We start from the raw sequence: 25,460 nt of genomic DNA, 5'->3' as shown, positions 1-25,460 counted from the left end.
CCTTCACCCTGCGCCAGTTCGGTCGGCTCGCCGGGCTGGCCGACGCGCCGGACACCAGGGACGCCGGGGCGCTGCGCGCGGCGGTGCGGGCGGCGGCCCGGGCCCGGGGGCGGTCGCAGCCGACCACCACGGCCGAGGACGACCTCGTCGACCCGATCGGTGGCACGCCGATGGACTTCCGGCGCTGCGCGCAGGAGATCGAGCGGTTGTTGACGCCGGTCGCGGCGCTCATCGACGCAGCCGGGTGAGTTCCTGCGTCGGGTCGGCGGCCTGTTCCTGACCGAAGAACCCGCTGCTGGGGGCGGCTGCCGGCTTGCCCACCCGCTCGGCCGGGGCGGCGACGGGCGCGGGGGGTACGTCGATCCGGTAGCTCTCGTACTGGTCGGTCTCGGCGCGGCCGAGCTTGGCCATGTTGAGCACACAGCCGAGCATCCGGACGGAGACCGACTGGAGCGCCTGGGCGGCGGCGGCGATCTGGCCGCGGTCGGTGCGCCCGTACCGGCTGACCACCAGCGCCCCGTCGGCCTGGACGGCCACGACGACGCCGTCGGTGACGGTCCGCAGCGGGGCGGTGTCGATGACGACGATGTCCGCCGATTCCCGCAGCACCAGCAGCAGGTCCGCCATCGCCTTGGAGCCGAGCAGCTCGCTGGGGTTGGGCGGGACCGAGCCGGCGGGCAGCACCAGCAGGGACTTGTCGCCCCACCGCTGCACCACGTCCCCGACGCTGACGTCGCCCAGCAGCACGTCGGTCAGCCCGACGCTCGCCTCCAGGTTCAGGTACTCGGCCACCTTCGGCCGGCGCAGGTCGGCGTCGACCAGCGCGACCCGCCAGCCGGCCTCGGCGAGCGCGATGGCCAGGTTGCAGGAGAGGGTGGTCTTGCCCTCCCCCTGCAACGCGCTGGTCACGGCGATGACGCGGGCCGGCTCGTGGACGTCGACGAAGCGCAGGTTCGTCCGCAGCTTGCGGATCGCCTCGGCGCGCGGCGAGCTGGCCGCGTCCCCGACGATCAGCGGCGCGGTGCGCGCGGTGGGGTCGAACGGGATCTCACCGAGCAGCGGGCTGCCGGTGGCGCGTTGCAGGCCGACCGCGTCCCGCAGCCGGTTGTCGAACCGGGTCCGGAGCACGGCCAGGCCGAGGCCGACGAGCAGGCCGGCGAGCGCGCCGACGGAGAGGTTGAGCGGCGGCTTGGGCGACACCGGTACGGAGCTGACCCGGGGTCCGCTGATCACCTCCACCTTGATCGGGGCGGTCCGCCCCTCAGGGGGTGTCTCCACCGCCTTGACCAGCTCGACGAACTGGGCGGAGACCGCCTCGGTCAGCCGCAGCGCCCGCGTCGCGTCGGTGTCGGTGACGGTGCCGCGCAACAGGACGGTGTCGGGGACGGTGCTGGCGCCGATCCGGGCCTGCACCTCCTCGGCCGTGAGCCCGAGCGGGTTCTTCGCCACGACGCTCTGCGCCAGCCGGTCGCTCTCCAGCAGGTCGGCGTACGACTTGACGCGCTGCTGCATAAAGATGCCGCCCTGGTACGCCTCGCTGACCCCCTGGTTGGGGACGGTGACGAAGTAGGTCACCGAGGCGACGTACCGGGGCTTCGTCTGGACCGTGACCAGAGCGGCCACGCCGAGACCCACCATGACGGCGAGCAGGACCAGCCACCAACTGCGTCGGACGGCCCGGAGGTAATCACGAACGTCCATCAGCCGGGAAGCCCCCGTCCGGTCCGTGCGGTCGACTTGTCAAGCACAGGAGCTCCTCAGCAGTCACGGGGCGGTCACCGGCTCCGACACCCCCCACCCAGCGCATTCGGCTTCACCGACTGTAGAGGATGCAAGCGGTCAAATGCCGCAAACGGCCCATTCAGCGAGGAATGCCATCAATGGGGCACTCGCATCGCCGAATTCGCTGGGAACAACTGCCCCGGGACCCGGGAGGTGACGTGCGACGCGGCGGACCGGTGTCGCGCGGCCCGGTGCGGGGCGGGTGACCCGTGCGACCCCGGCGGGACCGCTCCTCCGGGGCGCGACGGTGGGGGCGGCCCGCTGCGCCACCCCCACCGGTGGACTCAGCGTCGGCGCTCGGCCGGCTCGTCCTCGTCGACCTGGTCGGTCTCCTCGCCGATCGCCTCGTTGAACGGCTCGGTGAGGTCGTCGCCCGGGACGGCCACCTGCTCGGCGAGGTCCTGCTCGTCGGGCCGCCCACCGGGTTGCGGCTGGGGCGCGGTGGCCCCACCGGCGAAACCGTACTCATTGGGTTCATCGTGCCGGCTCATACCGTCATCCTCCCGATTCATCCAGATTGTCTCCCGTGGCCCACGGTAGGCGTTGATCGTCTTCGGCGCAGCGCGCTACGGATTGTCGACGCGACACCGGCCCGAACCGGGCACCTCGGGAGATCAGTTGAGCTCGGCGACGGCCTCGAAGACGAGCCAGAGACCGCAGATGGCGAAGAGCACCGCCGCGCCGTACCGGATGGCGCGCTCCGGCAGGTGCCGGCCGAGCATCCGGCCGACGATGATCGCCAGGGCGTCCGCGGCCACCATGCCGAGCGTCGAGCCCAGCCAGGTGCCGAACCAGCCGTACTTGGTGGCCAGGGTGATGGTGGCCAGCATCGTCTTGTCACCCAGCTCGGCGAGGAAGAACGCGACGCCGACGGCGAGGACGGCGGACTTGCCGCTCCGCTCGGCCTTGCGCTTCTCCTCCTCGGTGAGCTTGTCGCCGCGCAGCGTCCACGCGCCGAAGCCGAGGAACGCGATGCCGGCGATGAGGGAGATCCAGCCGGTGGGCAGGGCGGCACCCAGCCCGTAGCCGATGGCCACCGAGGCCAGGTGAACGAGGGCGGTGGCGATCGTGATGCCGATCAGCACCGGGACCGTCTTGAACCGCGTGGCGAACGTCAGCGCCATGAGCTGGGACTTGTCGCCCAGCTCGGCGACGAAGATGACGCCGAAACTGACGACCAGCGCGACGAGGAAACCTTCCATGACACCCTTCCCGATGATGCCGGGCCGGGGTGTGGGGCGCCCTCGACCCGGCTGTTGTGCACAGCCTGGGTCGAAGGTCTCGCCCGCCCCACCTCAGGTAGGGCCGCGTGGCCGGATGCGGAACGCACCAGTGTGTCGACCACGACATTGGGGGCTACTCCCCTTCGCCCCGGCAGCCTAGCCGATCGGCGGGGCCGGGCCCGACGCGGGTGGGCGGCGTCCCCCGCGTCGGGCCACGGCGTCACCCGCGTCGGGCCGGCGGGAGCGGCTCAGTCGGCACGGGCCAGGGTCACGCCGAACAGGCCGTCGGCGTCGGTCCAGAACTCGTGGGCGGCGAAGCCGGCGGTGGCCAGCTCCGCCCCGATCCCCTCCGGGCGGAACTTCGCCGACACCTCGGTACGCAGTTCCTCCCCCGCCGCGAACGCCACGCCCAGGTCGAGCACCCGGACCCGCTGCGGGCGCTCGGCGCGCAGCCGCATCTCGATCCACTCCCGCTCCGGGTCCCAGAGCGCGACGTGGGTGAACGCCTCCGGATCGAAGTCGGCGCCCAGCTCCCGGTTGACCACCCGCAGCACGTTGCGGTTGAACTCGGCGGTCACCCCGGCCGCGTCGTCGTACGCGGGGACGATCACCGCCGGGTCCTTGACCAGGTCGGTGCCCAGGAGCAGCCAGTCGCCGGGCTCCAGGGCCGCGCGCATGGCGGCGAGGAAGCCGGCCCGCTCGGCGGGGAGCAGGTTGCCGATGGTCCCGCCGAGAAAGATCACCAGTCGGCGTCCGCCGGCGGGCAGTCGATCGAGGTGCCTGGTGAAGTCCCCGACGATGCCGCGTACCCGCAGCCCGGGGTAGTCGGCGGCAATCTGCTCGGTGGACTGCCGCAGGGCGCTGACCGACACGTCCAACGGCACGAAGGTGCCCAGCCCGCCACGGCGGGTGAAGGCGTCCAACAGCAGCCGGGTCTTCCCCGACGAGCCGGAGCCCAGCTCGATCAGCGTCTTCGCCCCGGTCAGCTCGGCGATCTCGCCCGCCCGTTCGGCCAGCACGGACCGCTCGGCCCGGGTCGGGTAGTACTCCGGCAGGCGGGTGATCTCCTCGAACAGCTCGCTGCCCCGGGCGTCGTAGAACCACTTGGGCGGCAGCCACTTCGGTGCCGCGGTCAGCCCGGTCCGCACGTCCTCCCGCAGCCCGCGACCGAGGTCCCGCTCCTCCAGGTAGATCTCCAGCGGCTCGACGCTCATCAGGTGTCCCCCTCCGTCACTCGTGTCGTTTCCCCACCTGCCGGCCGGACTACGGGTCCACCCCCGGACAGGGTGTCGATCCGGGCCCCGGCGGTCGTGGCCACCACCAGCCGCCCGTCCGGCACCGCCTGCCAGCCGGGCTCGTCGTCATGCGGTTCCGAGGCCAGCAGCACCGCGCCCGGGGTCCGCCGCAGCGACAGCGCATGGCCGGCGACGCTGGCCACGACGGTCCGCCCGTCGGTGAGCAGCAGGTTGAGCCGGGACCCGGGCGCCGCCGCCGCGACCCGCGTCACCGTGTCGGCGACCGCCCGCGCCGGGTCGTCCCCGGCGCGCAGCCGGTGCCGTACCAGGGCCCAGAGCAGCGCGGCGTCGGTCGGCGCGTCGAGGGTGAGCAGGTCGCGTACGGGCAGCCGGCCGGCGAGCCCGGCCACCGCATCGGGCCAGCCGCGGACCACCCCGTTGTGGCTGAACAGCCACGGACCCTCCGCGAACGGGGCGGCGGCGGTGTCGAGCACCGGCATGCCGACGGTGGCCGACCGGACGGCGGCCAGCACCGCGCCGCTGGTGGTGGCCGCGGCCAGCGCCGGCAGCGTCACGTCGCTCCAGATCGGCGTGCCCCGCCGGTAGCGCAGCGGCTCGCCGTCGCCGGGCGGGTACCAGCCGACGCCGAAGCCGTCGGCGTTGACCGTCCCGCCGCCGCGCATGTCCCGGGGTGCCCAGGACTGTCGCACCAGGGAGTGCGGCGGGTCGTACAGCAGGGCCCGCAGGCTCACCGGCGGCCCGACGTACGCCAGGTGCCGGCACATCAGGAGGCCCCGCCGGCTGTCCGCCGGGGCGCGGTCGCCACCGGGTGCGGCGTCACCGGGGCGACTCCTCCGGCCGGGCGTCGCGGGCGCAGCGGAAGCCGCTGAAGATCTGCCGCCGGATCGGGTGGTCCCAGTTGCGGAACGTCCCCCGGCAGGCGGCCCGGTCGGTGCCGAACGACCCGCCGCGCAGCACCCGGTGGTCCTCGCCGAAGAACACCTCCGAGTACTCCCGGTAGGGGAACGCGGTGAAGCCGGGGTGCCCCCGGAAGGCGCTGGCAGTCCACTCCCAGACGTCGCCGACCAGCTGGTGCACCCCCAGCGGCGACGCGCCGGCCGGGTACGCGCCCACCGGCGCCGGCCACAGGTGCCGCTGCCCGAGGTTGGCGTGCTCGGCGGTCGGGTCCTCGTCGCCCCACGGGTAGCGGCGGGACCGGCCGGTGGCCGGGTCCCAACGGGCGGCCTTCTCCCACTCGGCCTCGGTGGGCAGCCGCCTGCCGGCCCACGCGGCGTACGCCTGCGCCTCGTGCCAGCAGACGTGGACCACCGGCTCGTCGACCCGCACCGGGGACCACCGGCCGAACCGCCGGTACGCCCACCCGCCGCCGTCGCGCCGCCAGTGCATCGGCGCGGTCAGCCCGGCCTCGGTGCGGTGCCGCCAGCCGGCCTCGCTCCACCAGCGCGGGTCGTCGTAGCCGCCGTCGGCCATGAACTCGGCGTACCGGCCGTTGCTGACCGGGGCGGCGTCGATGACGTACGCGGGCAGGTGGACGGTGTGCGCGGGACGCTCGTTGTCCAGCGCCCACGGGTCGGTGGAGGTGCCCATGGTGAACTCGCCGGCCGGGACGAGGATTTCGTCGGCGACCCGGGCGCGCGGCTCCGGCGGGGGCGGGGCGTGCAGCGCCGGCGGGCCGAGGCGGAGCTGGTGGGTGGCGAGCATGGTCTCGTCGTGCTGCTGCTCGTGCTGGACGATCATGCCGAAGGCGAACCCGTCGGCGACCAGCGGACGGTCGGTGAACGGCACCCGGTCGAGCAGGTCGTGCACCTTGTCCCGGACGGTGGCGAGATAGGCGCGGGCCTCGGCGGGCGGCAGCAGCGGCAGCGCCGGGCGGTCCCTGCGGGGCTGCTTGAACGCGTCGTACAGGTCGTCGATGTCCCGCCGGACGGGCTCGCGCCCGCCGACGTCCCGGACCAGCCAGAGTTCCTCCTGGTTGCCGACGTGGGCGAGGTCCCACACCAGCGGGGACATGATCGGCGAGTGCTGGCGCATCAGGTCGGCGTCGTCGACGGCCTCGGTGAGCAGGGCCGTCCGCGTCCGGGTGCGCTCCAGCTCGGCGGCGATCCGGTCGCGCAGCCGCTCGGTGCCGAGTTCGTGGATGGTCGTCACCGCGGTCCCCTCTCCGTGGTGGTCAGTCGCCCCCGTAGTGCGCGGGCGGTCTCGTCGTGCAGCGGGGCCGGCAGGTCGAGCCGGGGCAGGGCCGCCAGCGCCAGGTCGAGCAGGCCGGCGGCGGCGCGCGCCAGCGGGGGGTCGGCCAGCCCGTGCCGGGCCGCGACGTCCCACCGGTCGGCCACCGCGGCGGCGACGCTCGCGGCGCGGGCCACCGTCGCGGGGTCGGCGAAGAGCGCGGCCAGCACGGCCAGCGGGAGCCGCCAGTCCGGCCCCGGCTGGGCGTCCAGGTAGCGGATCTCCAGGTACCCGCGGGGCCGGACCACCGGGAACAGGGTGCTCAGGTGGTAGTCCAGGTCGTCCGTGGTGGGCGGGCGGGGCAGCGCACCGGCGAGCCAGTCGCCGAAGGTCACCCCCGCCGGCGGGGTCCAGTCCGCGGCGTCGTCGCGCAGGCAGAGCAGCGGCGCGGCCAGCGCGTACGCCGTCCAGGCCGCCACCGGGTCGGCGTCGGGCCGGGCCGGTGACCAGACCGGCCGGGTGCGTGCGGGGTCGATGGCCAGCCAGGCCGCCATCCGGGCGGACGCCCAGCCGGTGCGCCGCCCGGCGTGCCGCCCGGCGGTGGCGAACGCGGCGAGCAGCGGCGGGCCGACCGCGTGCGCCGCCGCCCAACGGGCCGCCACCTGGGCCGGTTCGCCCGCGTCGAGGCAGACCTGGAGGCCTGCGGTGCTGTACATCATGGTCCGGCCGGCCGTGCCGCCCCGGTCGAACACGCAGCGCATGGCGCGGTAGCGCGGGGTGTCGACGACCGGACGCGGTGTCCGGAACGGGTCGATGCCGGTGCGGCCGAGGGCGAGCCCGGCGGCCCGGAGCAGGCCGGTGACCTGGGCGATGTCGGCATCGGTGGCCTCGATCAGCGCGGCGACCGAGGGTTGCGGCTGGGTGGATATCTCGAGCTGGCCGCCGGGCTCGACGGTCACGGCGCTGCCGTGCCGGAGCGGTGCGGCTGGGCTGGAGTCGTCGATGGTGACGGGGCTGTGTCGCCCCAGCGCCGCCAGCAGCCGTTCCCGGTCGACGGGGAGGCCGGGGTCGGCGGCGTCGTGCACGGTCCATTCCAGTTCGACGCCGGTGTGGGTGGGTGGGCCGGTCTTGAAGCAGATCCGGGCGATGTGCCGGGCGGCGTCGGCCGCCTCCAGCAAGCGGGTGTTCCGGTCCAGCTCCGGCGATGTCACCACGAGACGATTCCTCCCCGCGCTGGTTGACTGACGACCAGCTGTTGACTGACGACCACACCGGTGACGGCCGTTTCGTGACCGTGACCGGTCCGGTCGTCCGCGGTGTACCCATCCTCTGTCTAGCAGACGAAATCCGCTCGTCTTGCCGTAACAGATGTTTCGTCGCCGGTCGTCCCGGTCGGGGCGCGAGGTGGCCGTCGGGCCAGGTCAGGACGGGAGATTCGCCGCGTCCGGGAGGTCGCCGCCGGGTTGCGGGCCGGGGTGGGAGGGGCGGGCGGTCCGCCCGGAGTCTGCCCCGGCCAGCAGGTCCTGGCAGAAGCTCTCCACCTCGGCGGCCCCGCCGGCGGCGGCGACCAGGGGCGCGAAGCCGGGCTTCTCCAGCGCCCGTTCCCGCTGGGCCGCCGACTTGGCCAGGTACGCCCGACACAGCCCCGGCAGTTGGGCACCGGCGCCCGAGTGGCCAGGGCCGGGGCTGCGGGTGGCGGCGCCCGGCGTCCCGGGCCGGGCCGGGCCGGACGGGCCGGCGCCGGACGGCGTGGCGGTCGGGGCAGGGATGGGGGACGGGGACCCGCCGGGGCCGGATCCGGTGGGGCGGGGCGCGGTGGGGTCGGTGGCGCCCGGGTCTGCGGCGCTGGCCGACGCGGTGGACGGCGCCGGCGGGGGCGCCGGTTCCTCCGCCCGGTCCAGGGTGGCCGCCGCGACGGCGACGCCGGCGGTCGCGGTGGCGGCCAGCGTGCCGATCCAGGCGACCACCCCGACGGTGAGCCGGCGGGGCGTCCGCGCCGGGGCCGACGCAGGGGCCGACGCAGGGGCGACCCGGGCGGCCCGGAAGGCCGCCAGCGCCGCCTCCTCCCCGACCAGTTCGCCGGGGCGGGTCGGTCCGGCCGCGGCGGCGAGCAGCCGGGCCAGCGGATCCCCGGCGGAACGGCCGGCGCCTGCGGAGTCGTCCCGGCCCCGGCGGACAGCGGCGTCGTCCTCGTCCTGCACGGCCCGGCCCAGGCCGGGTGCCGCGGCGTCCCGGGCGGCGCGGGCCGCGTCGAGGAGCCGGTCGGACTCGGAGCGGTCGGCGGGGTGCCGCCCGGGGCGGTCGGGTTGACGGAAGCTCATCGGTGTCCCCTCACGTCACCGTCCGCCGGCTCGACGTGCGGCGCGTCCGGGGCCGACCGATCCGTTCGGGGAAAGGGCGGGATGACGGACGGCACCGCGGTCGGGAGCGGATCATGACGTTGCACGAGTGCGGCGAGCCGGCGCAGACCGCGATGGGCGGCCGTGCGCACCGCGCCGGCCCGGCAGCCCAGCACCCGGGCGGCCGTCTCGGCGTCCAGGCCGACGACCGCACGCAGCAGCACCGCCTCGGCCTCCCGGGGTGGCAGGGTGGCGATCAGCGCCAGCGCGGCCTCGGTGCCGAGCGTCTCGCCGGCCCGCTCGGCCGTGTCGGCGTCCCCGGCCAGGTCGCTGAGCGTCTGCACCGGCACCGGCATCGAGGGCCGCCGACGCTGGCGGCGCAGATGGTCCATGGCCCGGTTGCGGGCGATGGTGACGGTCCAGGCGCGGAACTCCCCGCCGGTGAAGGTCGGCAGATCGCGGGAGATCTGCAGCCACGTCTCGGAGGCGACGTCCTCCGCCTCGGCCCCGACCAGTGCGGTCAGGTAGCGCAGCAGCTCGGGCTGGAGGCTGCGGTAGAGGAACCGGAAGGCGTCCTCGTCGCCGGCCCGCGCCGCGACGACCGCCTCGTTCAGCTCACCGGCCATGGCCCCGCCGTCCGGTCCCCGAGGACCGGCGTGCGCCGACCGCGTCGCACGCGACGCCGACCCGACCCGGCGGCCGGACCTCATCCCGCACCATCAGCCCCCCGCTGACCAGATCACACGCCCGACGCCGGTACGGCGCGGCACCTCCGGGCGCAGCACGCGGCACGTCCGTCGACGGACGTATCGTGCCAACGCCGTCGGGCGGGCCCGAGCCGGGGTAACGCTAGAAGTGGAGGGCCGGGTGGACAAGCCACCGGCCGCCGGAAAAAGAGTGAGAATAATCAACCCGCCTGCTCGGCGTGTCGATGTAACGTGTCGGGGCCGGCCGACGCGTGGGCCTGCCCGCGGGTGGCGCGGAGCCCCGGTTGATGCAGGCCACGACCCGCTTGACCGACCCGCTCGACCCACCCCGTGACCGGCTGTCGCGAAATCGTCACAGAATATCCGACCCGGGAATCCCCCCGCTGCCCCGTCGCCATGCGGGACCCATCCGATTGAGCCAGATCACGAGAAGTACTCCGCGCCGGCTCTGGGTACGGTAGTGCCGTGTTGTCTTCGGGAGTCGTACTCAGCGGTCGGTACCGCCTGGACGACCGTGTCGCCACCGGCGGCATGGGTGACGTCTGGCGGGCCACGGACCAGATCCTCGGCCGCCAGGTCGCGGTGAAGGTCCTGCTTCCGGCGCTGGTCTCCGACCCCGACTTCATCGCCCGGTTCCGGACCGAGGCACGGATCATGGCCGCCCTACGACACCCGGGCATCGTGCAGGTCTACGACTGCGGCGAGGACGACCTGCCCGACGGCGGGCGGGCCGACTACCTGGTCATGGAGTTCGTCGAGGGCCAGCCGTTGTCCCGGCGGATCGAGGCGGCCGGGCAGCTCGACGTCGCCGAGACCATGTCGATGGTCGCCCAGGCGGCGCAGGCGCTGCACGCGGCGCACCTCGGCGGCATCGTGCACCGCGACGTCAAGCCGAGCAACCTGCTGGTGCAGGAGGACGGCACCGTCGTGCTGGTCGACTTCGGGGTGGCCCGGTCGACCAACGTCACGAGCATCACCAGCGCCGACGCGGTGCCGGGCACCGCGCTCTACATGGCCCCCGAACAGGCGGCCGGCCGGCCGGTCTCCGGGGCCACCGACATCTACGCGCTCGGCGCGGTGGCGTACTGCTGCCTGACCGGCGGGCCGCCCTTCACCGGGGACAACCCGCTGCAGGTGGCCGTCCGGCACCTGGACGACGAGCCGCCGGAGCTGCCGCAGGAGATCCCGGCGTCGGTGCGGCAGCTGGTGGGTCGGGCCCTGGCGAAGGACCCGGCAGAGCGGTTCGCCACCGGCGCGGCGATGGCCGAGGCGGCGCGGGCCACCGTCGCGGACGGCTCGGCGCCGACCAGCACCGTGCCGGTCCCGCTGCGCGGGGCCGCCGGCGGCGCCGCCCCGGGCGTCAGCGGTACCACCCGCGACGACCTGCCGCCGGTGCGGCGACCCACCCCCTCCTCCACCCGGCGCGGCACCCTGCTCGGCGCGCTCGCGGCGGTGCTGGTGGCGGTGGCCGGGCTCACCGCGGCCCTCGGCGCGACGCGGGGCGACGACGCCCCCGCGACGAAGTACCAGCCGACCGCCCCGGCGGCCGTCCCGACGCAGGGCGACAACTCGGCCGCCACCGAGGAGGCCGCGGTCGACGGTGGTCGCACCGACCGGCCGGGCCGGGGCCGCCCCTCGGCCCCGGCCAGCCCGACGGCGACCCCGCAGCCGAGCGGGTCGGCCGCGCCGAAGCCGTCCAGCGTGCCGACCACGCCGAGCACGCCGGCCAACCCCCCGACCACGGCGAGCACGCCGGCCGACCCGCCCCCGACCACGGCGAGCACGCCGGCCGACCCGCCGCCGACCACGGCGAGCACGCCGGCCGACCCGCCCGCCCTGAACGACTGACCCCACGCACCGGCCGACCCCGGTCCGGATGACCCAGCCGGCCGGGGTCGCGGCTTTCCCACCGGCCCCGTCATCCCCAAATCGGACTTTAAACGCAGATACTCCCTTACGCTGACGAGGATGCATGTTCCGTCGTCTGCGGGAGCACGGGTGAGCGCTGAGAAGTTGGTCGTCATCGGCCAGGGGTACGTCGGCCTGCCGCTGGCCGTGCGGGCGGTCGAGGCGGGAATGGACGTCGTCGGCCTCGACGTCGACGCCGACCGGGTCAAGCGGCTCGCCTCCGGGGAGTCCTTCGTCGAGGACATCCCGACCGACCGGCTCGGCCGCGCGCTGGGCAGCGGCCGGTACCGGCCGAGCACGGAGTACACCGAGGCCGAGGGCTTCGACGTCTGCGTGATCACCGTGCCCACCCCGCTGCGCGACGGCGTACCCGACCTGAGCTTCGTCGAGCAGGCCGGAGTGGGCATCGGCCCGTACGTGCGGCCGGGCTGCGTGGTGGTCCTGGAGTCGACCACCTACCCGGGCACCACCGAGGAGCTGCTCCGGCCGCTGCTGGAGTCGGCCAGCGGGCTGACCAGCCCCGGCGACTTCCACCTCGGCTACAGCCCCGAGCGGATCGACCCCGGCAACCCCACCTGGAAACTGGAGAACACCCCGAAGGTGGTCTCCGGGGTGGACGCGGAGTCCCGCGACCGGGTCGACGCGTTCTACCGCCGGCTGGTCGAGCGGACCGTGCCGGTGGACTCCACCCGGGTCGCCGAGCTGACCAAGCTGATCGAGAACACCTTCCGCCAGGTCAACATCGCGCTGATCAACGAGCTGACGATGCTCAGCCACCATCTCGACATCGACGTCTGGCAGGCGATCGAGGCGGCCGAGACCAAACCGTTCGGGTTCATGCCGTTCCGCCCCGGGCCGGGGGTCGGCGGGCACTGTCTGCCGATCGACCCGTGCTACCTGTCCTGGCAGGTCAAGCGGCGGCTGGGGCGTCAGTTCCGGTTCATCGAGCTGGCCAACGACGTCAACCACGAGATGCCCGAGCACGTCGCCCAGCGGATCATGGGCGGGCTGAACCGGGTCGGCCGGGCGGTCAGCGGGGCCCGGCTGCTGCTGCTCGGGCTGGCGTACAAGCCGAACACCGGGGACATGCGGGACTCCCCCGCCGTCGACGTGGCCCGCCGCCTGCAGGCCCTCGGCGCAGACGTGCGCGCCGTCGAGCCGTACGCCGAGCCGCACCACGTCCCCGCCGGGGTGACCGTGGTCGGGCTGACCGAGCACGAGGTCCGGCAGGCCGACGCGGTGGTCGTGGTGACCGACCACGACTGCCTCGACTACGACCTGGTGGTGCGGCACGCCCGGTACGTCTTCGACACCCGCAACCGGTGCCACGGCCCGGCCGTCGAGCGGCTCTGAACGAGGGATCGTTTGGGGGCCCCCGCCCGCGGGCGGGGGCCCCGAAACATCACTCGGCGCCGAGGGACTCCACGACCGGTCGGGCCAGGGCCCGACGGGCCGGGAGGACGGACGCGGCGAGCGCGGCGAGCACCGCCACCGCGAGGATCAGCCCGAGCTGCCCCCACGGCATGACCAGCGTGAAGTCGCCGCCCAGGCGGGCGACCACGGCCATCGCCCCGGCGCTGACCCCGACGCCGAGGCCCACCCCGAGCACCGCGCCGACCAGCGCCATCAGCACCGCCTCCACGGCGAGCATGGCGCGCATCCGGCCCCGGGTCAGCCCGACCGCGCGCAGCACCGCGTTCTCCCGGGTCCGCTCCACCACCGACAGGCTCAGCGTGTTGGCGACCCCGACCAGCGCGATCACCACGGCCAGGCCGAGCAGCGCGGTGACGAACGCCAGCAGCATGTCGACCGTGCCGGTGAGCACCTTCTTGTACGCCGCCTGGTCCATCAGGTTCACCGTCGGGTAGCGGGTCACCACCGACTCGACGGCCTCCCGGGCCCGCTCGGCGGGCACCCCGGCGGCCGGGTCGACCTCGACGAGGTAACCGCGCTCGGCCGGGAAGAGGCGGGTGAAGTCGGCGTCGACCACGTCGACCACGTGCCCGGCCGGGACCGGGCTGCCGGCCAGCAACGGGCCGTCGGCGACGACGACGGCGGCGACCTCGAACGGCCGCCCGGCGAGGGTGACGGTGTCGCCGACCGCCCAGCCCTTCGCCCGGGCCAGTTCCCGGTGCACCAGCACCCGGCCCGGGCCGAGCCGGCCCGCGTCGCCGGCGTCCACGGCGGTCAGGGTGCGCCCGACCAGCGCCGGGTGGGCGGCCCGCAGCTCGATCCCGCCGCTGACCCGGCTGCGCTGCTCGTGCACGACGCCCAGCTCGGCGCGGGCGGCCAGCTCGTCCGCGAGGTCCGGCGGCAGGCCCCCGCCGATGCTGGTGACCAGGAAGTCGACCCCGATCTGCTGGTCCACGGCCCGCTCGATGCCGGTCTTGACGCTGCGCGCCCCGACCACGAACGCGGACACCAGCCCGATGCCGATGACCAGGGCCGTGGCGGTGGCGGCGATCCGGCGCGGGTTGCGCACCGCGTTCGCCACGGCCAGCCCGGCGGTCGCCCCGAACAGCCGGCGTGCCGGCCAGCCGAGCACCCGCACCAGCGCCGGCACCAGCACCGGGCCGAACAGCACGATGCCGAAGAAGGTGAGCACCCCGCCCGCCGCGACCAGCGGCACCTGGCCGCCGGCCCCCGCCGCCACCAGCGCGGCCACCCCCGCGCCGAAGACCAGCGCGCCGGCGGCCAGCCGGACCCGGCCGGCCCCGCGGGTGGGCTGCACCGCCGCGTCGGTGAGCGCGGCCACCGGCGCGATCCGGGTCCCCCGCCAGGCCGGCACGGCGGCGGCGCCGACGGTCAGGGCGGTGCCCAGCAGCAGGCAGGTCAGCACGGTCGACGCGGTGACGGCGAGCCCGCCGGAGACGGGCACGTCGAACGCGGACATCAGCGCGCCCATCCCGACGGCGAGACCGGTCCCGGCGGCCACCCCGAGCGCGGAGGCGGCCAGCCCGGTCACCGCCGCCTCCAGCAGCATCGCCCGGAACACCTGCCCCCGGGTCGCGCCGACCAGCCGCAGCAGGGCGGTGCTCCGGGTCCGCTGGGCGAGCATGATGGCGAAGGTGTTGGCGATGACGAACCCGGCCACCACCACGGCGATTCCGGCGAAGGTGAGCAGGAACAGGTTGAACTGCTCCAGGTCGCGTACCGCGTCCTCGACGGCGGCGTCGAGGATCTCCCGCCGGTCCTGCACGGTCACGCCGGCACCGGTCACCGCCGCCAGCCGGTCGGCCAGCTCCGCCGCCGGCACGCCGGGCGCGGCGGCCACCATGATCCGCCCGTAGCCCTTCTCCGCGGCGACGTCGAGGGCGTCGGGCCCGGCCAGGCCGATGAACGGCCCGCCGACGTCCCGGGAGGTGCCGGCCACGTCGACGGTGCCGACCAGGGTGTACGGGCGGGCCGCTCCCCCGCTGCCGCCCACGCGCACCGGCGACCCGAGGGTGAACCCCTCCTCGGCCACCGTCGGCGCGTCGAGCACCAGCTCGCCGGGGCGCTGCGGGAGCCGCCCGGCCACCACGTCGTACGACTGGAGGGCCGGGTCGGTGGGGATCGCGGCGAGCACGGCGAAGCCGAGCACGGGCCGGCCGTCGGAGCCGACCACCCCGGCGGTGCCGGTCAGTTCCCCGTCGGCGGCGCGCACCCCGGCGACCGCGCGCACCTTCTCCACCAGGGCGGGCGGGATCGGGGTCTTCTCGGCGTACACGGCGAGGTCGGTGTGCCGGTCGAAGGTGCCGGCCCGGTCGTACGCGCCCTGTCTCATCCCGTCGGTGAAGATCAGGGTGCCGGCGATGAAGGCGACGCCGAGCACCACCGCCAGCGAGGAGAGCATCAGCCGCAGGGCGTCGGCGCGCATCATGCGCAGGGTCAGCCGGATCATCGAGGGCCCCCCGCCGCGCCGGCCGGAGCCGGGTCGAGGCGGGCGAGGGCGTCGAGGACCGCCTCGGCGGTCGGCGCGGTCAGCTCGCGGACCAGCCGGCCGTCGGCGAGGAACACCACCCGGTCGGCGTGGCTCGCGGCGACCGGGTCGTGGGTCACCATCACCACGGTCTGGCCGAGGGCGTCGACGGCCTCGCGCAGCAGCCGCAGCACCTCCGCGCCGGAGCGGGAGTCGAGGTTGCCGGTCGGCTCGTCGGCGAAGATCACCCACGGCTTGGTGATCAGGGCGCGGGCGACGGCGACCCGCTGCTGCTGGCCGCCGGAGAGCTCGGCGGGCCGGTGCCGCAGCCGGTCGGTCAGCCCGACGGCGGCGACCACCTGACGCAGCCAGCCCGGGTCGGGGCGGCGGCCGGCGATGGCCAGCGGCAGCACGATGTTCTCCTCGGCCGTCAGCGCGGGCAGCAGGTTGAACTTCTGGAAGACGAAGCCGACCCGGTCCCGGCGCAGCAGGGTCAGCCGCTTGTCGTCGAGCCGTCCGGTGTCGGCGTCGCCGATGCGTACCGTGCCGGCGCTGGGCCGGTCGAGGCCCGCGAGGCAGTGCATCAGGGTGGACTTGCCGGAGCCGGACGGGCCCATGATGGCGGTGAACCGGCCGGCGGCGAAGTCGACGTCGACGCCGTCGAGGGCGACGACCCGCGCCTGGCCGGCGCCGTACTCCTTGCGCAGGCCCCGGGCGGTGACCGCGACGCCGGAGGCGGCGAACGCGGGAGGTGGTACGGACACGTGGTGCTCCCCGTGAAGACGGCGGCTGGGACGTCTCCGACGCTATGGGCGGCACCGGCCGGCCCGCGTCCACCCGCGCGCTCGACCTCGGTGCGCCCAGGGGTGCGCCGCCCGGGACGGCGGCGTACGACCTGGGTCGTACCCGCCGTCAGCCCCCGGGGGTGACCAGTCCGCTCTCGTACGCCAGCACCACCGCCTGGACCCGGTCGCGGAGCTGGAGCTTGGCCAGGATCCGCCCGACGTGGGTCTTCACGGTCGCCTCGGCGACGTGCACCCGGGCGGCGATCTCGGCGTTGGACAGGCCCTGCGCCACCAGCAGCAGGATCTCCCGCTCCCGCTCGGTGAGCTGGGTCAGCCGGGGGTCCCCGGTGGGGCCGGGGCCGAGCTGGCCGGCGAACCGTTCCAGCAGCCGGCGGGTGATCGGCGGGGCGACCACCGAGTCGCCCTCGGCCACCACCCGGATCGCGGCCAGCAACTCCTCCGGGGGGACGCTCTTCAGCAGGAACCCGCTCGCCCCGGCCTGGAGCGCGGCGAACGCGTCGGACTCGGTGTCGAAGGTCGTCAGGACCAGCACCCGGGGGGTGCGCCCGGGGCGACCGGCGCAGATCCGCCGGGTCGCCTCCACCCCGTCCATGGTCGGCATCCGGATGTCCATCACCACCACGTCGGCCTCGATGCGGTCGAGCACCCGCAGCGCGTCCGCGCCGTCGATCGCCTCACCGACCACGGTCAGGTCCGACTGGGAGTCCAGCACCATCCGGAATCCCGCCCGCACCAGCGCCTGGTCGTCCACGATCACCACGCGGATCGTCATGCCGCCACCCCCGTCCCGGTGCTCGACGGTAGCGGCAGCCGCACCTCGACCTGCCACCCCCCGGCCAGCCGGGGGCCGGCGGTGAGGCTGCCGTCGTACACCGTCACCCGTTCGCGCATGCCGACCAGGCCGTGGCCGCCGGAGGGCGCGGGCCGGACCACCGGCCGACCGCGACCGTCGTCGGCGGCCCGGACCACGACGGCACCGGGCGAATGGTCCATGCCCAGCGCGACCGTCGCGCCGACCCCGGCGTGCTTGAGGGCGTTGGTCAGCGCCTCCTGCACCACCCGGTACACGGTCAGCTCCAGGCCGGGCGGCAGCGCCGGGGGCTCGCCGGTGACCGTCCAGTCGATGCGCAGCCCGGCGGCGCGGAACCGGTCCAGCAGGTCGGGCAGCCCCACCAACGCCGGTCGCCGGTGCACCGGTTCCGCCGACAGCCCCGGGGGCCCCGCGCCGTCCGTCCCGGCCGCCGCCACGGGCCCGGCCGCCGGGTCGGGCACGCTCGGCTCCCGCAGTACGCCCACCAGGCGGCGCATCTCCTCCAGCGCCTGCCGGCCGGTGTCGGCGACCACCTTCACCGCCTCCCGGGCGGTCTCCGGGTCCCGGTCGAACATGTACCGCGCCCCGTCGGCCTGCACGATCATGACGGCCATGCTGTGCGCCACCACGTCGTGCAGCTCCCGGGCGATCCGGGTGCGCTCCTCGGCCACCGCCGCCCGCGACTCGGCCTCCCGCTCGCGCTCCAGGGTGGTGGCCCGCTCCTCCAGGCTGAGCACGTAGAGCCGCCGGGTACGCACGTTGAGGCCCATGAGCCAGACCGCGCCGGTGACCAGGGCGAACCAGATCGCCGTGGCCCACCAGGCGGCCGTGCCCTGCATCTGGTTCGCGCCCAGCATCACTCCGACGGCGGCGATGATCCCGGCGACGATGCCGTCGCGCAGCCGCTCGGCGTACTTCACGACGCTGTACAGGGCGATCAGCACGGCGATGTCGAAGGCCAGCGGCCCCCAGCCGGCGACCACCTGGACCAGGGCGAGCACGGCGATGACCGCCGTCACCGCCGACGGGTGGGTTCGCCGGAACAGCAGGGTCACGGCCATCGCCGCGCCGACACCGGTGGCCCACCATCCGCCGGCCTGGTTGACCGCGCCGGCGAGGCCGAACAGCACCACGAAGCCGGAGACCGCCACGTCGAAGGCCACGCTGCGCAGCGGCCGGCCGAACAGGATCCGCTTCACGGTCACCCAGCGTACGGGCCGGCGTGTGATCCGGACGTGGCCGGCCGGCTCCGCGAGGCAGGCGAACCCGGCCGGTGCCCACCCGCAGCGGCGGGGGCGCCAACGGGTAGGCGTACAGGAGCGCTGCGGGCCGCCGTTGATACACGATCGTGCGTGACTATCTGATTCATGTTCCGCCGTATCCGGGAATTGCCGCCTCCCCGGCAAATGCGGACACCCTTTGAGCAATCGACATTCTTAAGTGTTTCATTGATCGCGGCCATTGCTTTACAGTAATCGGGCCGGGTGGTCGGGAACCTCAAATCACTCGGACCTCCACCGCCCGTCGAAAGGGAATCAGCATGACAATCGCACGCACACGTCCACGTCCGCGGGTGGCACGGCTGCTGTTCGGTGCCGTACTGACCGCCGTCATGGCGTTCTCCGTGGGCGGTACCGCTGCGGCCGCTGTCGACTCGGACAGCGGCATGGCCGCCAACGCCCGCACCGACGTCTACATCAAGGACATCGCGAGCGACACCGGCTTCGAGCCGCACGGCGCCATCTATTCGTCGTTCTTCAACAGCCCGAACATCAAGATCTGTCCCACCGCGGTGGAGTGCGCCTCGTCCACGAATCCGGTTGTCGGCTCGACGAGTTACATTTTCGTGAAGCTGAACAACCACGGCCCCTACGGTTCCGGAATCAGCAGCGGAACGCTGAAGGCGTACTACACCACCTCCGGCGGCGCCGCGAACTGGCCGCTGAACTGGACGCAGATCGGCGCGAAGCCGCTGGTGGTCGCCGCCTCCGGGGTCACCACGACGTCGATCGTGTGGAACAACGTGCCCTCCATCGGGCACTTCTGCCTCCTGCTGCGTTGGGAGTCGCCGAGCGACCCGATGCTGTTCGAGGGCCCGGCGACGTCCATCAACACGCAGTACAACAACAACATCGCCTGGAAGAACGCCAACACCGTCCCGGCGGCCACCCCCGGCTCGGTCTCGGTCCGGCCGTACGCCCTGGCGAACGCCCTGGACGTGCCGGCCAAGTTCGACCTCGCGTTCCGGCCGCTGGGCGAGGCGGTGCCGGGTGCCAAGATCGTCGCCGACCTCGGCCCCGAGATGTTCCAGCGCTGGCGGGCCGCGGGTGCGCAGGGTGAGGGCATCCGGGTCGTCGGCAACACCTCGATCCAGATCGTCGACCCGGCCAAGGCACAGATCAAGGACCTGCTGATCAACCCGAACGAGCGGCCGGTGCTGTCGCTCAGCTTCTCGGTGGACCAGGTCCTGCAGAAGCCGTACGTCCTCCAGGTCGTCCAGGTGGGCCCGGCAGTGGAGATCGGTGAGAAGTACGACGTGGGCGGGGTGGACTACACCTTCGATCCCAAGGAGCGCTGACGAGGGGGACGGTGGGCCGGGCGCCGGGGATCGCATCCCACGGCACCCGGCCCACCGGCATGCCGCCGCCCACCCCACGCCGGCCACTACGCGCCGGGACGGGGCCTGGAGGGAAACGGCCAGCCGTCCTTCAGGATCTACGAGAGGGTGACCGGGAGCCGGTACTGACGGTCCGTGCCCGTGGTGGTGCGGAGGTGGATCTCCCCGGTGCGCAGGCCGTACGTGACCGACCAGCGGGTGTGGCCCTGCCGGACGTCGTTGAGCAGTTCCAGCGCCGCCCGGTCGTCGATCACCCCGCCGGCCTTCGCCAGCGCCGCGGCGAGCACGCCGTAGCGGTGGTCGGTGCGCCGCTTCTCCTCGGGCACGCCGACAACGGGCACGTTGGTCAGCGCCTGCCAGCTCCCCCGCCCCTTCTCGACCCGCAGCGCCCCGTCGACGAACTCGACCACGGCCGACGCCCCCGTGGCATCGGCGAGCAGGTAGTGCAGCGGCGGCCCGCCCTCGAAGTCGAGGTTGTGCCGGCCGAACACAGCGACCGCCTCGTCCACGGTGGCTGCCTGGTCGAGTACCAGCCGCAGGATGCGCACCGAGCCGACCGTGGGCTTGCCCGCCTCGGGTCGGGCGGTGGCGGCGTCGTCGGCGGCCAGCCCGACGGCGAGCCCGCGCTCGTTCATCCCGTCGAAGGGCAGCAGGGGCGCGTCGAGCAGCCGGCGGTCCCCCGTGGGGTCGGCGCCGACGCCGAGGTAGGACATGTCGACCAGGGAAACCGTGGCGTACCCGTCGGGCGGGTCGGTGCGCAGCACCAGGGCCGGGTTGGCCTCCCAGTCGAAGTTGCGGGCGAACAGCGGCCGGCTCCGGTCACCCCACGCGGCGAAGAGCGAGCAGCCGAACGGGCTGGGCGGCGCGGCGTCGGTGCCCACGGTGGGGTCGTAGTCGCCGACGAAGGTCATCTCCCACATCGGCAGGTCGTCGACCTTGCGCAGGCTGGCCAGGGTCTGCTCGGCCTCGGCCGCGCTCTGTCGGGACGCGGTGGGCGTGCCGGTCGACGGGCCGCCCGGTGTCGACCAAGCGGCGGTGGGCTCGGATCCGGAGCAGGCGGTGACGGCGAACAGCAGGGCCAGGCCGGCGCCGAGGAGGGTCCTACGCATAGTTCCTGAACGCTAAGTCAGCCATCGACCGTTGTCCACCATGGCTGGCGGCCCGGGGAGCCGGCGGCGGGAACGCCGCCGCCGACCGTCAGGTCCGTCCGAGCCTGGCGGCACCGAGTGCCTGGTCACAGGGGCCCGGCGAGCCGCCGGGGCGGCCCGGCCACTGTGCGAGGATCAGCCGCCGTGATCCCTGACGGCGGCACGCCACCCGCACCGGCCGGTCGGACCCGGCTGCGTCGGTTGCACCCGCTCGACGGGGTGGCGCTGGGGCTGGCCCTGTTCGGGGCGGCCTGCGCGCTGACCGGGCTGCTGCCACGCGCCGAGACGGCGGCCACCCTGGCACGCGTCCTGCCGCTGCTGCTGTTCCTCGGCACGGTGGTGGTGCTGGCCGAGCTGACGGCGGCGGCCGGGGTCTTCGACGTGCTGGCCACCCGGCTGGCAATCGTCGCCCGGGGCAGCTACCCCGCGCTGTTCGTGCTCTGCGTCGGCCTCGCCTCCGTCACCACGATCGCGCTGAACCTGGACACCACGGCCGTCCTGCTCACCCCGGTGATGCTGGCGCTCGCGCGCCGGCTGGGCATGCCGCCGCTGCCGCTGGCGATGACCACGGTGTGGCTGGCCAACACCGCGAGCCTGCTGCTGCCGGTGTCCAACCTGACCAACCTGCTCGCCGCCGACCGGGTCGGCCTCGACCCACTGCCGTTCGCGGCCCGGATGGCGCTGCCGCAGCTCGCCGCGATCGGGGTCACCATGGCGCTGCTCTGGGCCGGGTACTGGCGGCGGGGGCGGCGAGGATCGGCCCGGTTCGTCGCGCCCGAGCGGCCCGCGCCGGTGGACCGGGTGCTCTACCGGACCGCGCTCGCCGGCTGCCTGCTCTTCGTCGCCGGGATCCTCGCCGGGGTGGAGATCGGGATCGCCTCGGCGGTGGCCGCCGGGCTGGTGCTGGCCGGGTTCGCCGTCCGGTCCCGGGCCACGCTGCGGCCGGCGCTGGTGCCGTGGCGGCTGCTGCTCTTCGTCACCGGGCTGTTCCTGGTGGTGCAGACCCTCGGCCGGCACGGGCTGGACGACCTCGTCGGCGTGCTGCTCGGCCCGGACGGGGGGACGCTCGGGGCGCTGCGGGCCGGCGGGACGGGCGCGCTGCTGGCCAACATGGTGAACAACCTGCCCGCGTACGTGGCGGGCGAGGCGGTGCTGCCCCCGGGTGACGTCACCCGGCTGTTGGCCCTGCTCGTCGGCACGAACGTGGGGCCGCTGGTCGCGCCGTGGGCGTCGCTGGCCACCCTGCTCTGGTACGAGCGGTGCCGGGCCGCCGGGGTGGCGGTGCCGCTGGGCCAGTTCGTGGCCGCCAGCGCCGTGCTCACGGTGACCGCCACGCTCGCCGCCGTCGGCGCGCTGCTGCTCACCGGCTGACCCGGGCAGCGGTATCGGCGGGGCGTCGCCGAACAGCATGGTCCCCTCACCCGTGGCCGCGTTGCGCGGGCAGCAGCGCAGCGGTTCACCGCCGACAACGGTCGAGCGGTGCCGGCTGGGTGTTTTCCCGCCTGTTGTGAACATCTGGTGTCGGGAGGTTGATGGTGGTAACTTTCTCGACACTTGCAAGACCTTGCAGAAAGATCCGGCACTTCTTGACGCCACACGTCAGGCACCTGTCCGGATCGGACAGCCCACCCCCGAACCGAGGGCTGCCGCAAGGGTCCGTCCCCCTTCGGCCCAGGCGCCGACATCTCACCCCCCGAGGAGCCCCGATGGGCAGCAGCACCGGGCGACGACGACGGATGATCGGGGCCGCGACGGCCGCCGGCCTGGTCGTCGGGCTGGCCCCGCTCAGCATCGCCGCCGCCGCGAACACCGTGACCGTCTTCTACCAGCCCCCGGCCGCGTGGACCGGCACCGTGAACCTCCACTTTGCCCCCGACGGGGGCGCGTGGACGGCCGTGCCGGGCGTACCGATGGAGCCGGCCTGCACGGGCTGGCGCAAGCGGACCGTCGACGCCGGGTCCGCCGCCGGCCTCCAAGCGGTCTTCAACAACAACGCGGGCACCTGGGACAACAACAACGGCCGCAACTACCGCCTCGGCACCGGCGTGGTGACCGTGTCCGGCGGCGTGGTCGGCGCGGGCGACCCCTGCGCCGGCACCCCGACTCCCACCCCGCCCTCGCCCACCCCGTCGACCGGCCGGACGGCGGACGTCTGGTACCACGTCGCCACCCGGGGCTGGACCACCGCGAACATCCACTACCAGCCCGCCGGCGGGGCCTGGACCGCCGTACCCGGCGTGGCGATGGAGGCCGGCTGCGCCGGCTGGACCCGCCGGGCGGTCGACCTCGGCAGCGCCGCGACGATGAAGGCGGCGTTCAACAACGGCGCCGGGAACTGGGACAACAACAACGGCGCGGACTACGCCATCGGGGCCGGGGTGACCACGGTCAAGGGCGGCGTGGTGACCGCCGGGACGACCGCGCCGTGTGTGCCGGAGACGCCGGACACCACCGCGCCCTCCACCCCGACCGGGCTGGGCGCCACCGCGAACGGGGTGCGGGTGGCGGTGTCCTGGGCGGCGTCCACCGACGACCGCGCGGTCACCGGGTACCGGCTCACCCGCACCGGCGGGCCGGAGGGCACGGTCACGATGACCACCGCCACCACCAGCCACCTCGACGGATCCCTGACCGCGAACACCCGCTACGAGTACACCGTGCGGGCGTACGACGCGGCCGGCAACACCTCACCGGCCAGCGACCCGGCGGCGGCGACCACCGGCGACGCCCCGCCCCCGGCGACGGCCGGCAGCCCGCTCGGCGGCGACCCCCGCGAGGACAGCATCTACTTCGTGATGACCGCCCGGTTCGCCGACGGCGACAACGCCAACAACCGGGGCGGCAGCCAGCACGTGAGGTCCGGCAACGCGGCCAACAACGACCCGATGTTCCGGGGCGACTTCAAGGGCCTGATCGACAAGCTGGACTACATCAAGGGGCTCGGCTTCTCCGCCCTGTGGATCACCCCGGTGGTGCTGAACCGGTCCGACTACGACTTCCACGGCTACCACGGCTGGGACTTCTACCGCGTCGACCCGCGCCTGGAGAGCCCCGGCGCGAGCTACCAGGACCTGATCAACACCGCGCACGGCAAGGGCATCAAGATCTTCCAGGACGTGGTCTACAACCACAGCTCCCGCTGGGGCGCCAAGGGCCTGTTCACCCCGACGGTGTACGGCGTCCGCGACGAGCAGTGGAAGTGGATGTACAGCAAGCAGGAGCCGGGCCGCGGGTACGACCCGATGGTGGAGCACGCAGGCGCCGATCCGGAGCTGACCCCGGCGCAGAACGCCCTGGCCAAGGGCCGCGCGTACAACGGGGACGTGTGGTCGACGGCCGCGCCGGCCGGCAACCAGTGCCCGCGCTGGGGCACCCCGAACGGGACCAGCCCGGAGGGCTTCAAGCTCTACGAGTGCCAGTGGCCGGCACCGACCAACAAGCTGTTCCCGGCCGACCTGTACCACCAGTGCTGGATCGGCAACTGGGAGGGCGAGGACGCCCGGAGCTGCTGGCTGCACGAGGACCTGGCCGACTTCAACACCGAGAACGCCACCGTGCAGCAGTACCTGATCGACGCGTACAACCGGTACATCGACATGGGGGTGGACGGCTTCCGGATCGACACGGCCGTGCACATTCCCCGGGTCACCTGGAACCGTCGCTTCCTGCCGGCCATCCAGCAGCACGCCCTGGCCAAGCACGGCGAGAAGGGCAAGGACTTCTACGTCTTCGGCGAGGTCGCCGCGTTCGTCAACGACAAGTGGAACCGGGGCTCGGTCAACCACTCGGCGCAGTTCTTCACCTGGAAGGAGCGCAAGGAGTACAGCCCCGACGACGTCAGGGCCGCGATCGAACAGTTCGACTACGAGCAGCTCTCCGGCCCGGGCGGCCAGCCCACCACCGACAACGCGTTCCTGCGCGGGAACACCTACCACGCCCCGGACCACTCGAAGTTCTCCGGCATGAACGTCATCGACATGCGGATGCACATGAACTTCGGCGACGCCAACAACGCGTACGGCAACGGCAAGGACTCCGACGACAGCTACAACGACGCCACCTACAACGTCGTCTACGTCGACAGCCACGACTACGGGCCGAACAAGTCGAACACCCGGTACACCGGGGGCACCGACGCCTGGGCGGAGAACATGAGTCTGATGTGGACGTTCCGGGGCATCCCGACGCTCTACTACGGCTCGGAGATCGAGTTCCAGAAGGGGGCGAAGATCGACTGCGGGCCGACCTGCCCCCTCGCCACCACCGGCCGGGCCTACTACGGCGACCACGTTCAGGGCACGGTCACCGCGTCGGACTTCGGCAAGGTCAGCTCCGCCACCGGTCCGGTGGCCACCACGCTCAGCCAGCCGCTGGCCAAGCACGTGCAGCGGCTCAACCAGATCCGCCGGGCGGTGCCCGCCCTGCAGAAGGGGCAGTACTCGACCGAGGGGATCAGCGGGTCGATGGCGTACAAGCGCCGGTTCACCTCCGGCGCGGTGGACAGCTTCGCGCTGGTCACGGTCTCCGGCAGCGCGACGTTCACCGGGGTTCCGAACGGCCGGTACGTCGACGCGGTCACCGGCGACGTGCGGACGGTGACCAACGGGACGCTGACCGCGGCCGTCAGCGGCAAGGGCAACCTGCGGGTGTACGTGCTGGACCTGCCGGGCAACCCGGCGCCCGGGAAGATCGGCGAGACCGGCGCCTACCTGCGGTGACCCGGTGGCGGGGCGGCCGGTCCGGCCGCCCCGCCCCGGTCAGGTCGATCATGGTGGGCCGGGCCTCGGGGAGCCGGG

The 25,460-nt window shown here is 74.1% G+C and carries 19 protein-coding genes and 1 pseudogene; 6 read left to right on the top strand and 14 right to left on the bottom strand.

Annotated elements, in window-relative coordinates; genetic code table 11:
* A pseudogene (locus ABT023_RS20880) lies at window positions 1-248 on the top strand (arsenate reductase/protein-tyrosine-phosphatase family protein); the annotation flags it as partial.
* Here ABT023_RS20880 and ABT023_RS20875 read toward each other — a convergent pair.
* The 9 genes from ABT023_RS20875 to ABT023_RS20835 form a co-directional block, all read right to left on the bottom strand.
* Window positions 229-1,701, bottom strand: a complete 1,473-nt coding sequence (locus tag ABT023_RS20875) for a tyrosine-protein kinase domain-containing protein (protein WP_350888040.1) — start codon at window positions 1,699-1,701, stop codon at window positions 229-231. The pseudogene ABT023_RS20880 and the gene ABT023_RS20875 overlap by 20 nt on opposite strands.
* Window positions 1,702-2,066: 365 nt before the next feature.
* Window positions 2,067-2,273, bottom strand: a complete 207-nt coding sequence (locus tag ABT023_RS20870; RefSeq protein ID WP_350888039.1) for a hypothetical protein — start codon at window positions 2,271-2,273, stop codon at window positions 2,067-2,069.
* Window positions 2,274-2,396: 123 nt separating this feature from the next.
* The gene (locus ABT023_RS20865) at window positions 2,397-2,984 is read right to left on the bottom strand and encodes a TMEM165/GDT1 family protein (RefSeq protein WP_350888038.1); all 588 of its coding nucleotides are present in this window, start codon (window positions 2,982-2,984) and stop codon (window positions 2,397-2,399) included.
* Window positions 2,985-3,253: 269 nt separating this feature from the next.
* Window positions 3,254-4,219, bottom strand: coding sequence for an L-histidine N(alpha)-methyltransferase (gene egtD, locus ABT023_RS20860; RefSeq protein WP_350888037.1), 966 nt, complete (start codon window positions 4,217-4,219; stop codon window positions 3,254-3,256).
* Window positions 4,219-5,025, bottom strand: coding sequence for an ergothioneine biosynthesis protein EgtC (gene egtC, locus ABT023_RS20855; protein ID WP_350888036.1), 807 nt, complete (start codon window positions 5,023-5,025; stop codon window positions 4,219-4,221). The genes egtD and egtC overlap by 1 nt, the downstream gene beginning before the upstream one ends.
* 52 nt (window positions 5,026-5,077) lie before the next feature.
* A complete protein-coding gene (gene egtB / locus ABT023_RS20850) occupies window positions 5,078-6,409 on the bottom strand; it encodes an ergothioneine biosynthesis protein EgtB (protein WP_350888035.1) in 1,332 nt (443 codons plus the stop codon).
* A complete protein-coding gene (gene egtA, locus ABT023_RS20845) occupies window positions 6,406-7,641 on the bottom strand; it encodes an ergothioneine biosynthesis glutamate--cysteine ligase EgtA (RefSeq protein WP_350888034.1) in 1,236 nt (411 codons plus the stop codon). Before egtA ends, egtB begins: the two co-directional genes overlap by 4 nt.
* A gap of 207 nt (window positions 7,642-7,848) precedes the next feature.
* On the bottom strand, window positions 7,849-8,748 hold the full coding sequence (locus tag ABT023_RS20840; RefSeq protein WP_350888033.1) for a hypothetical protein: 900 nt from the start codon (window positions 8,746-8,748) through the stop codon (window positions 7,849-7,851).
* Entirely contained in the window at window positions 8,745-9,392 is a 648-nt protein-coding gene (locus tag ABT023_RS20835) for an RNA polymerase sigma factor (RefSeq protein WP_350888032.1), read from the bottom strand. The genes ABT023_RS20840 and ABT023_RS20835 overlap by 4 nt, the downstream gene beginning before the upstream one ends.
* A gap of 546 nt (window positions 9,393-9,938) precedes the next feature.
* Between ABT023_RS20835 and ABT023_RS20830 the strand changes: the two genes are divergently transcribed.
* A complete protein-coding gene (locus ABT023_RS20830; protein ID WP_350888031.1) occupies window positions 9,939-11,321 on the top strand; it encodes a serine/threonine-protein kinase in 1,383 nt (460 codons plus the stop codon).
* A gap of 150 nt (window positions 11,322-11,471) precedes the next feature.
* Window positions 11,472-12,734 (top strand): nucleotide sugar dehydrogenase, encoded by a 1,263-nt coding sequence (locus tag ABT023_RS20825; RefSeq protein WP_350888030.1) that lies wholly within the window; start codon window positions 11,472-11,474, stop codon window positions 12,732-12,734.
* Window positions 12,735-12,783: 49 nt separating this feature from the next.
* Here ABT023_RS20825 and ABT023_RS20820 read toward each other — a convergent pair whose 3' ends face one another.
* From ABT023_RS20820 to ABT023_RS20805, 4 genes are all read right to left on the bottom strand, one after another.
* On the bottom strand, window positions 12,784-15,264 hold the full coding sequence (locus ABT023_RS20820; protein WP_350888029.1) for an ABC transporter permease: 2,481 nt from the start codon (window positions 15,262-15,264) through the stop codon (window positions 12,784-12,786).
* On the bottom strand, window positions 15,261-15,989 hold the full coding sequence (locus ABT023_RS20815) for an ABC transporter ATP-binding protein (RefSeq protein WP_502890734.1): 729 nt from the start codon (window positions 15,987-15,989) through the stop codon (window positions 15,261-15,263). The genes ABT023_RS20820 and ABT023_RS20815 overlap by 4 nt, the downstream gene beginning before the upstream one ends.
* 205 nt (window positions 15,990-16,194) lie before the next feature.
* Window positions 16,195-16,860: a response regulator gene (locus ABT023_RS20810; RefSeq protein WP_350888027.1), complete on the bottom strand. Its 666-nt coding sequence runs from the start codon at window positions 16,858-16,860 to the stop codon at window positions 16,195-16,197.
* Window positions 16,857-18,104, bottom strand: coding sequence for a sensor histidine kinase (locus ABT023_RS20805; protein ID WP_350888026.1), 1,248 nt, complete (start codon window positions 18,102-18,104; stop codon window positions 16,857-16,859). Before ABT023_RS20805 ends, ABT023_RS20810 begins: the two co-directional genes overlap by 4 nt.
* A 368-nt stretch (window positions 18,105-18,472) precedes the next feature.
* On the opposite strand from ABT023_RS20805, the gene ABT023_RS20800 reads away from it, so the two are divergent.
* Complete coding sequence (locus tag ABT023_RS20800) at window positions 18,473-19,477, top strand: hypothetical protein (RefSeq protein ID WP_350888025.1); 1,005 nt, start codon at window positions 18,473-18,475, stop codon at window positions 19,475-19,477.
* Window positions 19,478-19,614: 137 nt separating this feature from the next.
* Here ABT023_RS20800 and ABT023_RS20795 read toward each other — a convergent pair whose 3' ends face one another.
* Complete coding sequence (locus ABT023_RS20795; RefSeq protein WP_350888024.1) at window positions 19,615-20,625, bottom strand: linear amide C-N hydrolase; 1,011 nt, start codon at window positions 20,623-20,625, stop codon at window positions 19,615-19,617.
* Between the two features lie 183 nt (window positions 20,626-20,808).
* On the opposite strand from ABT023_RS20795, the gene ABT023_RS20790 reads away from it, so the two are divergent.
* A complete protein-coding gene (locus ABT023_RS20790) occupies window positions 20,809-22,035 on the top strand; it encodes an ArsB/NhaD family transporter (protein WP_350888023.1) in 1,227 nt (408 codons plus the stop codon).
* Window positions 22,036-22,370: 335 nt separating this feature from the next.
* Complete coding sequence (locus ABT023_RS20785) at window positions 22,371-25,382, top strand: carbohydrate binding domain-containing protein (protein WP_350888022.1); 3,012 nt, start codon at window positions 22,371-22,373, stop codon at window positions 25,380-25,382.
* Window positions 25,383-25,460: the final 78 nt, after the last annotated feature.

It is taken from the genome of Micromonospora sp. NPDC002296 (assembly GCF_040296145.1).
Lineage (GTDB): Bacteria > Actinomycetota > Actinomycetes > Mycobacteriales > Micromonosporaceae > Micromonospora.
This window is presented reverse-complemented; position numbering and strand designations above follow the sequence as displayed.

Bases quoted from the DNA above. Each gene is read 5' to 3' on its own strand.
- ABT023_RS20875 (WP_350888040.1), bottom strand. From the start codon at position 1,701: ATGGACGTTCGTGATTACCTCCGGGCCGTCCGACGCAGTTGGTGGCTG.
- ABT023_RS20870 (WP_350888039.1), bottom strand. From the start codon at position 2,273: ATGAGCCGGCACGATGAACCCAATGAGTACGGTTTCGCCGGTGGGGCC.
- ABT023_RS20865 (WP_350888038.1), bottom strand. From the start codon at position 2,984: ATGGAAGGTTTCCTCGTCGCGCTGGTCGTCAGTTTCGGCGTCATCTTC.
- egtD (WP_350888037.1), bottom strand. From the start codon at position 4,219: ATGAGCGTCGAGCCGCTGGAGATCTACCTGGAGGAGCGGGACCTCGGT.
- egtC (WP_350888036.1), bottom strand. From the start codon at position 5,025: ATGTGCCGGCACCTGGCGTACGTCGGGCCGCCGGTGAGCCTGCGGGCC.
- ABT023_RS20840 (WP_350888033.1), bottom strand. From the start codon at position 8,748: ATGAGCTTCCGTCAACCCGACCGCCCCGGGCGGCACCCCGCCGACCGC.
- ABT023_RS20835 (WP_350888032.1), bottom strand. From the start codon at position 9,392: ATGGCCGGTGAGCTGAACGAGGCGGTCGTCGCGGCGCGGGCCGGCGAC.
- ABT023_RS20820 (WP_350888029.1), bottom strand. From the start codon at position 15,264: ATGATCCGGCTGACCCTGCGCATGATGCGCGCCGACGCCCTGCGGCTG.
- ABT023_RS20810 (WP_350888027.1), bottom strand. From the start codon at position 16,860: ATGACGATCCGCGTGGTGATCGTGGACGACCAGGCGCTGGTGCGGGCG.
- ABT023_RS20795 (WP_350888024.1), bottom strand. From the start codon at position 20,625: ATGCGTAGGACCCTCCTCGGCGCCGGCCTGGCCCTGCTGTTCGCCGTC.
- ABT023_RS20785 (WP_350888022.1), top strand. From the start codon at position 22,371: ATGGGCAGCAGCACCGGGCGACGACGACGGATGATCGGGGCCGCGACG.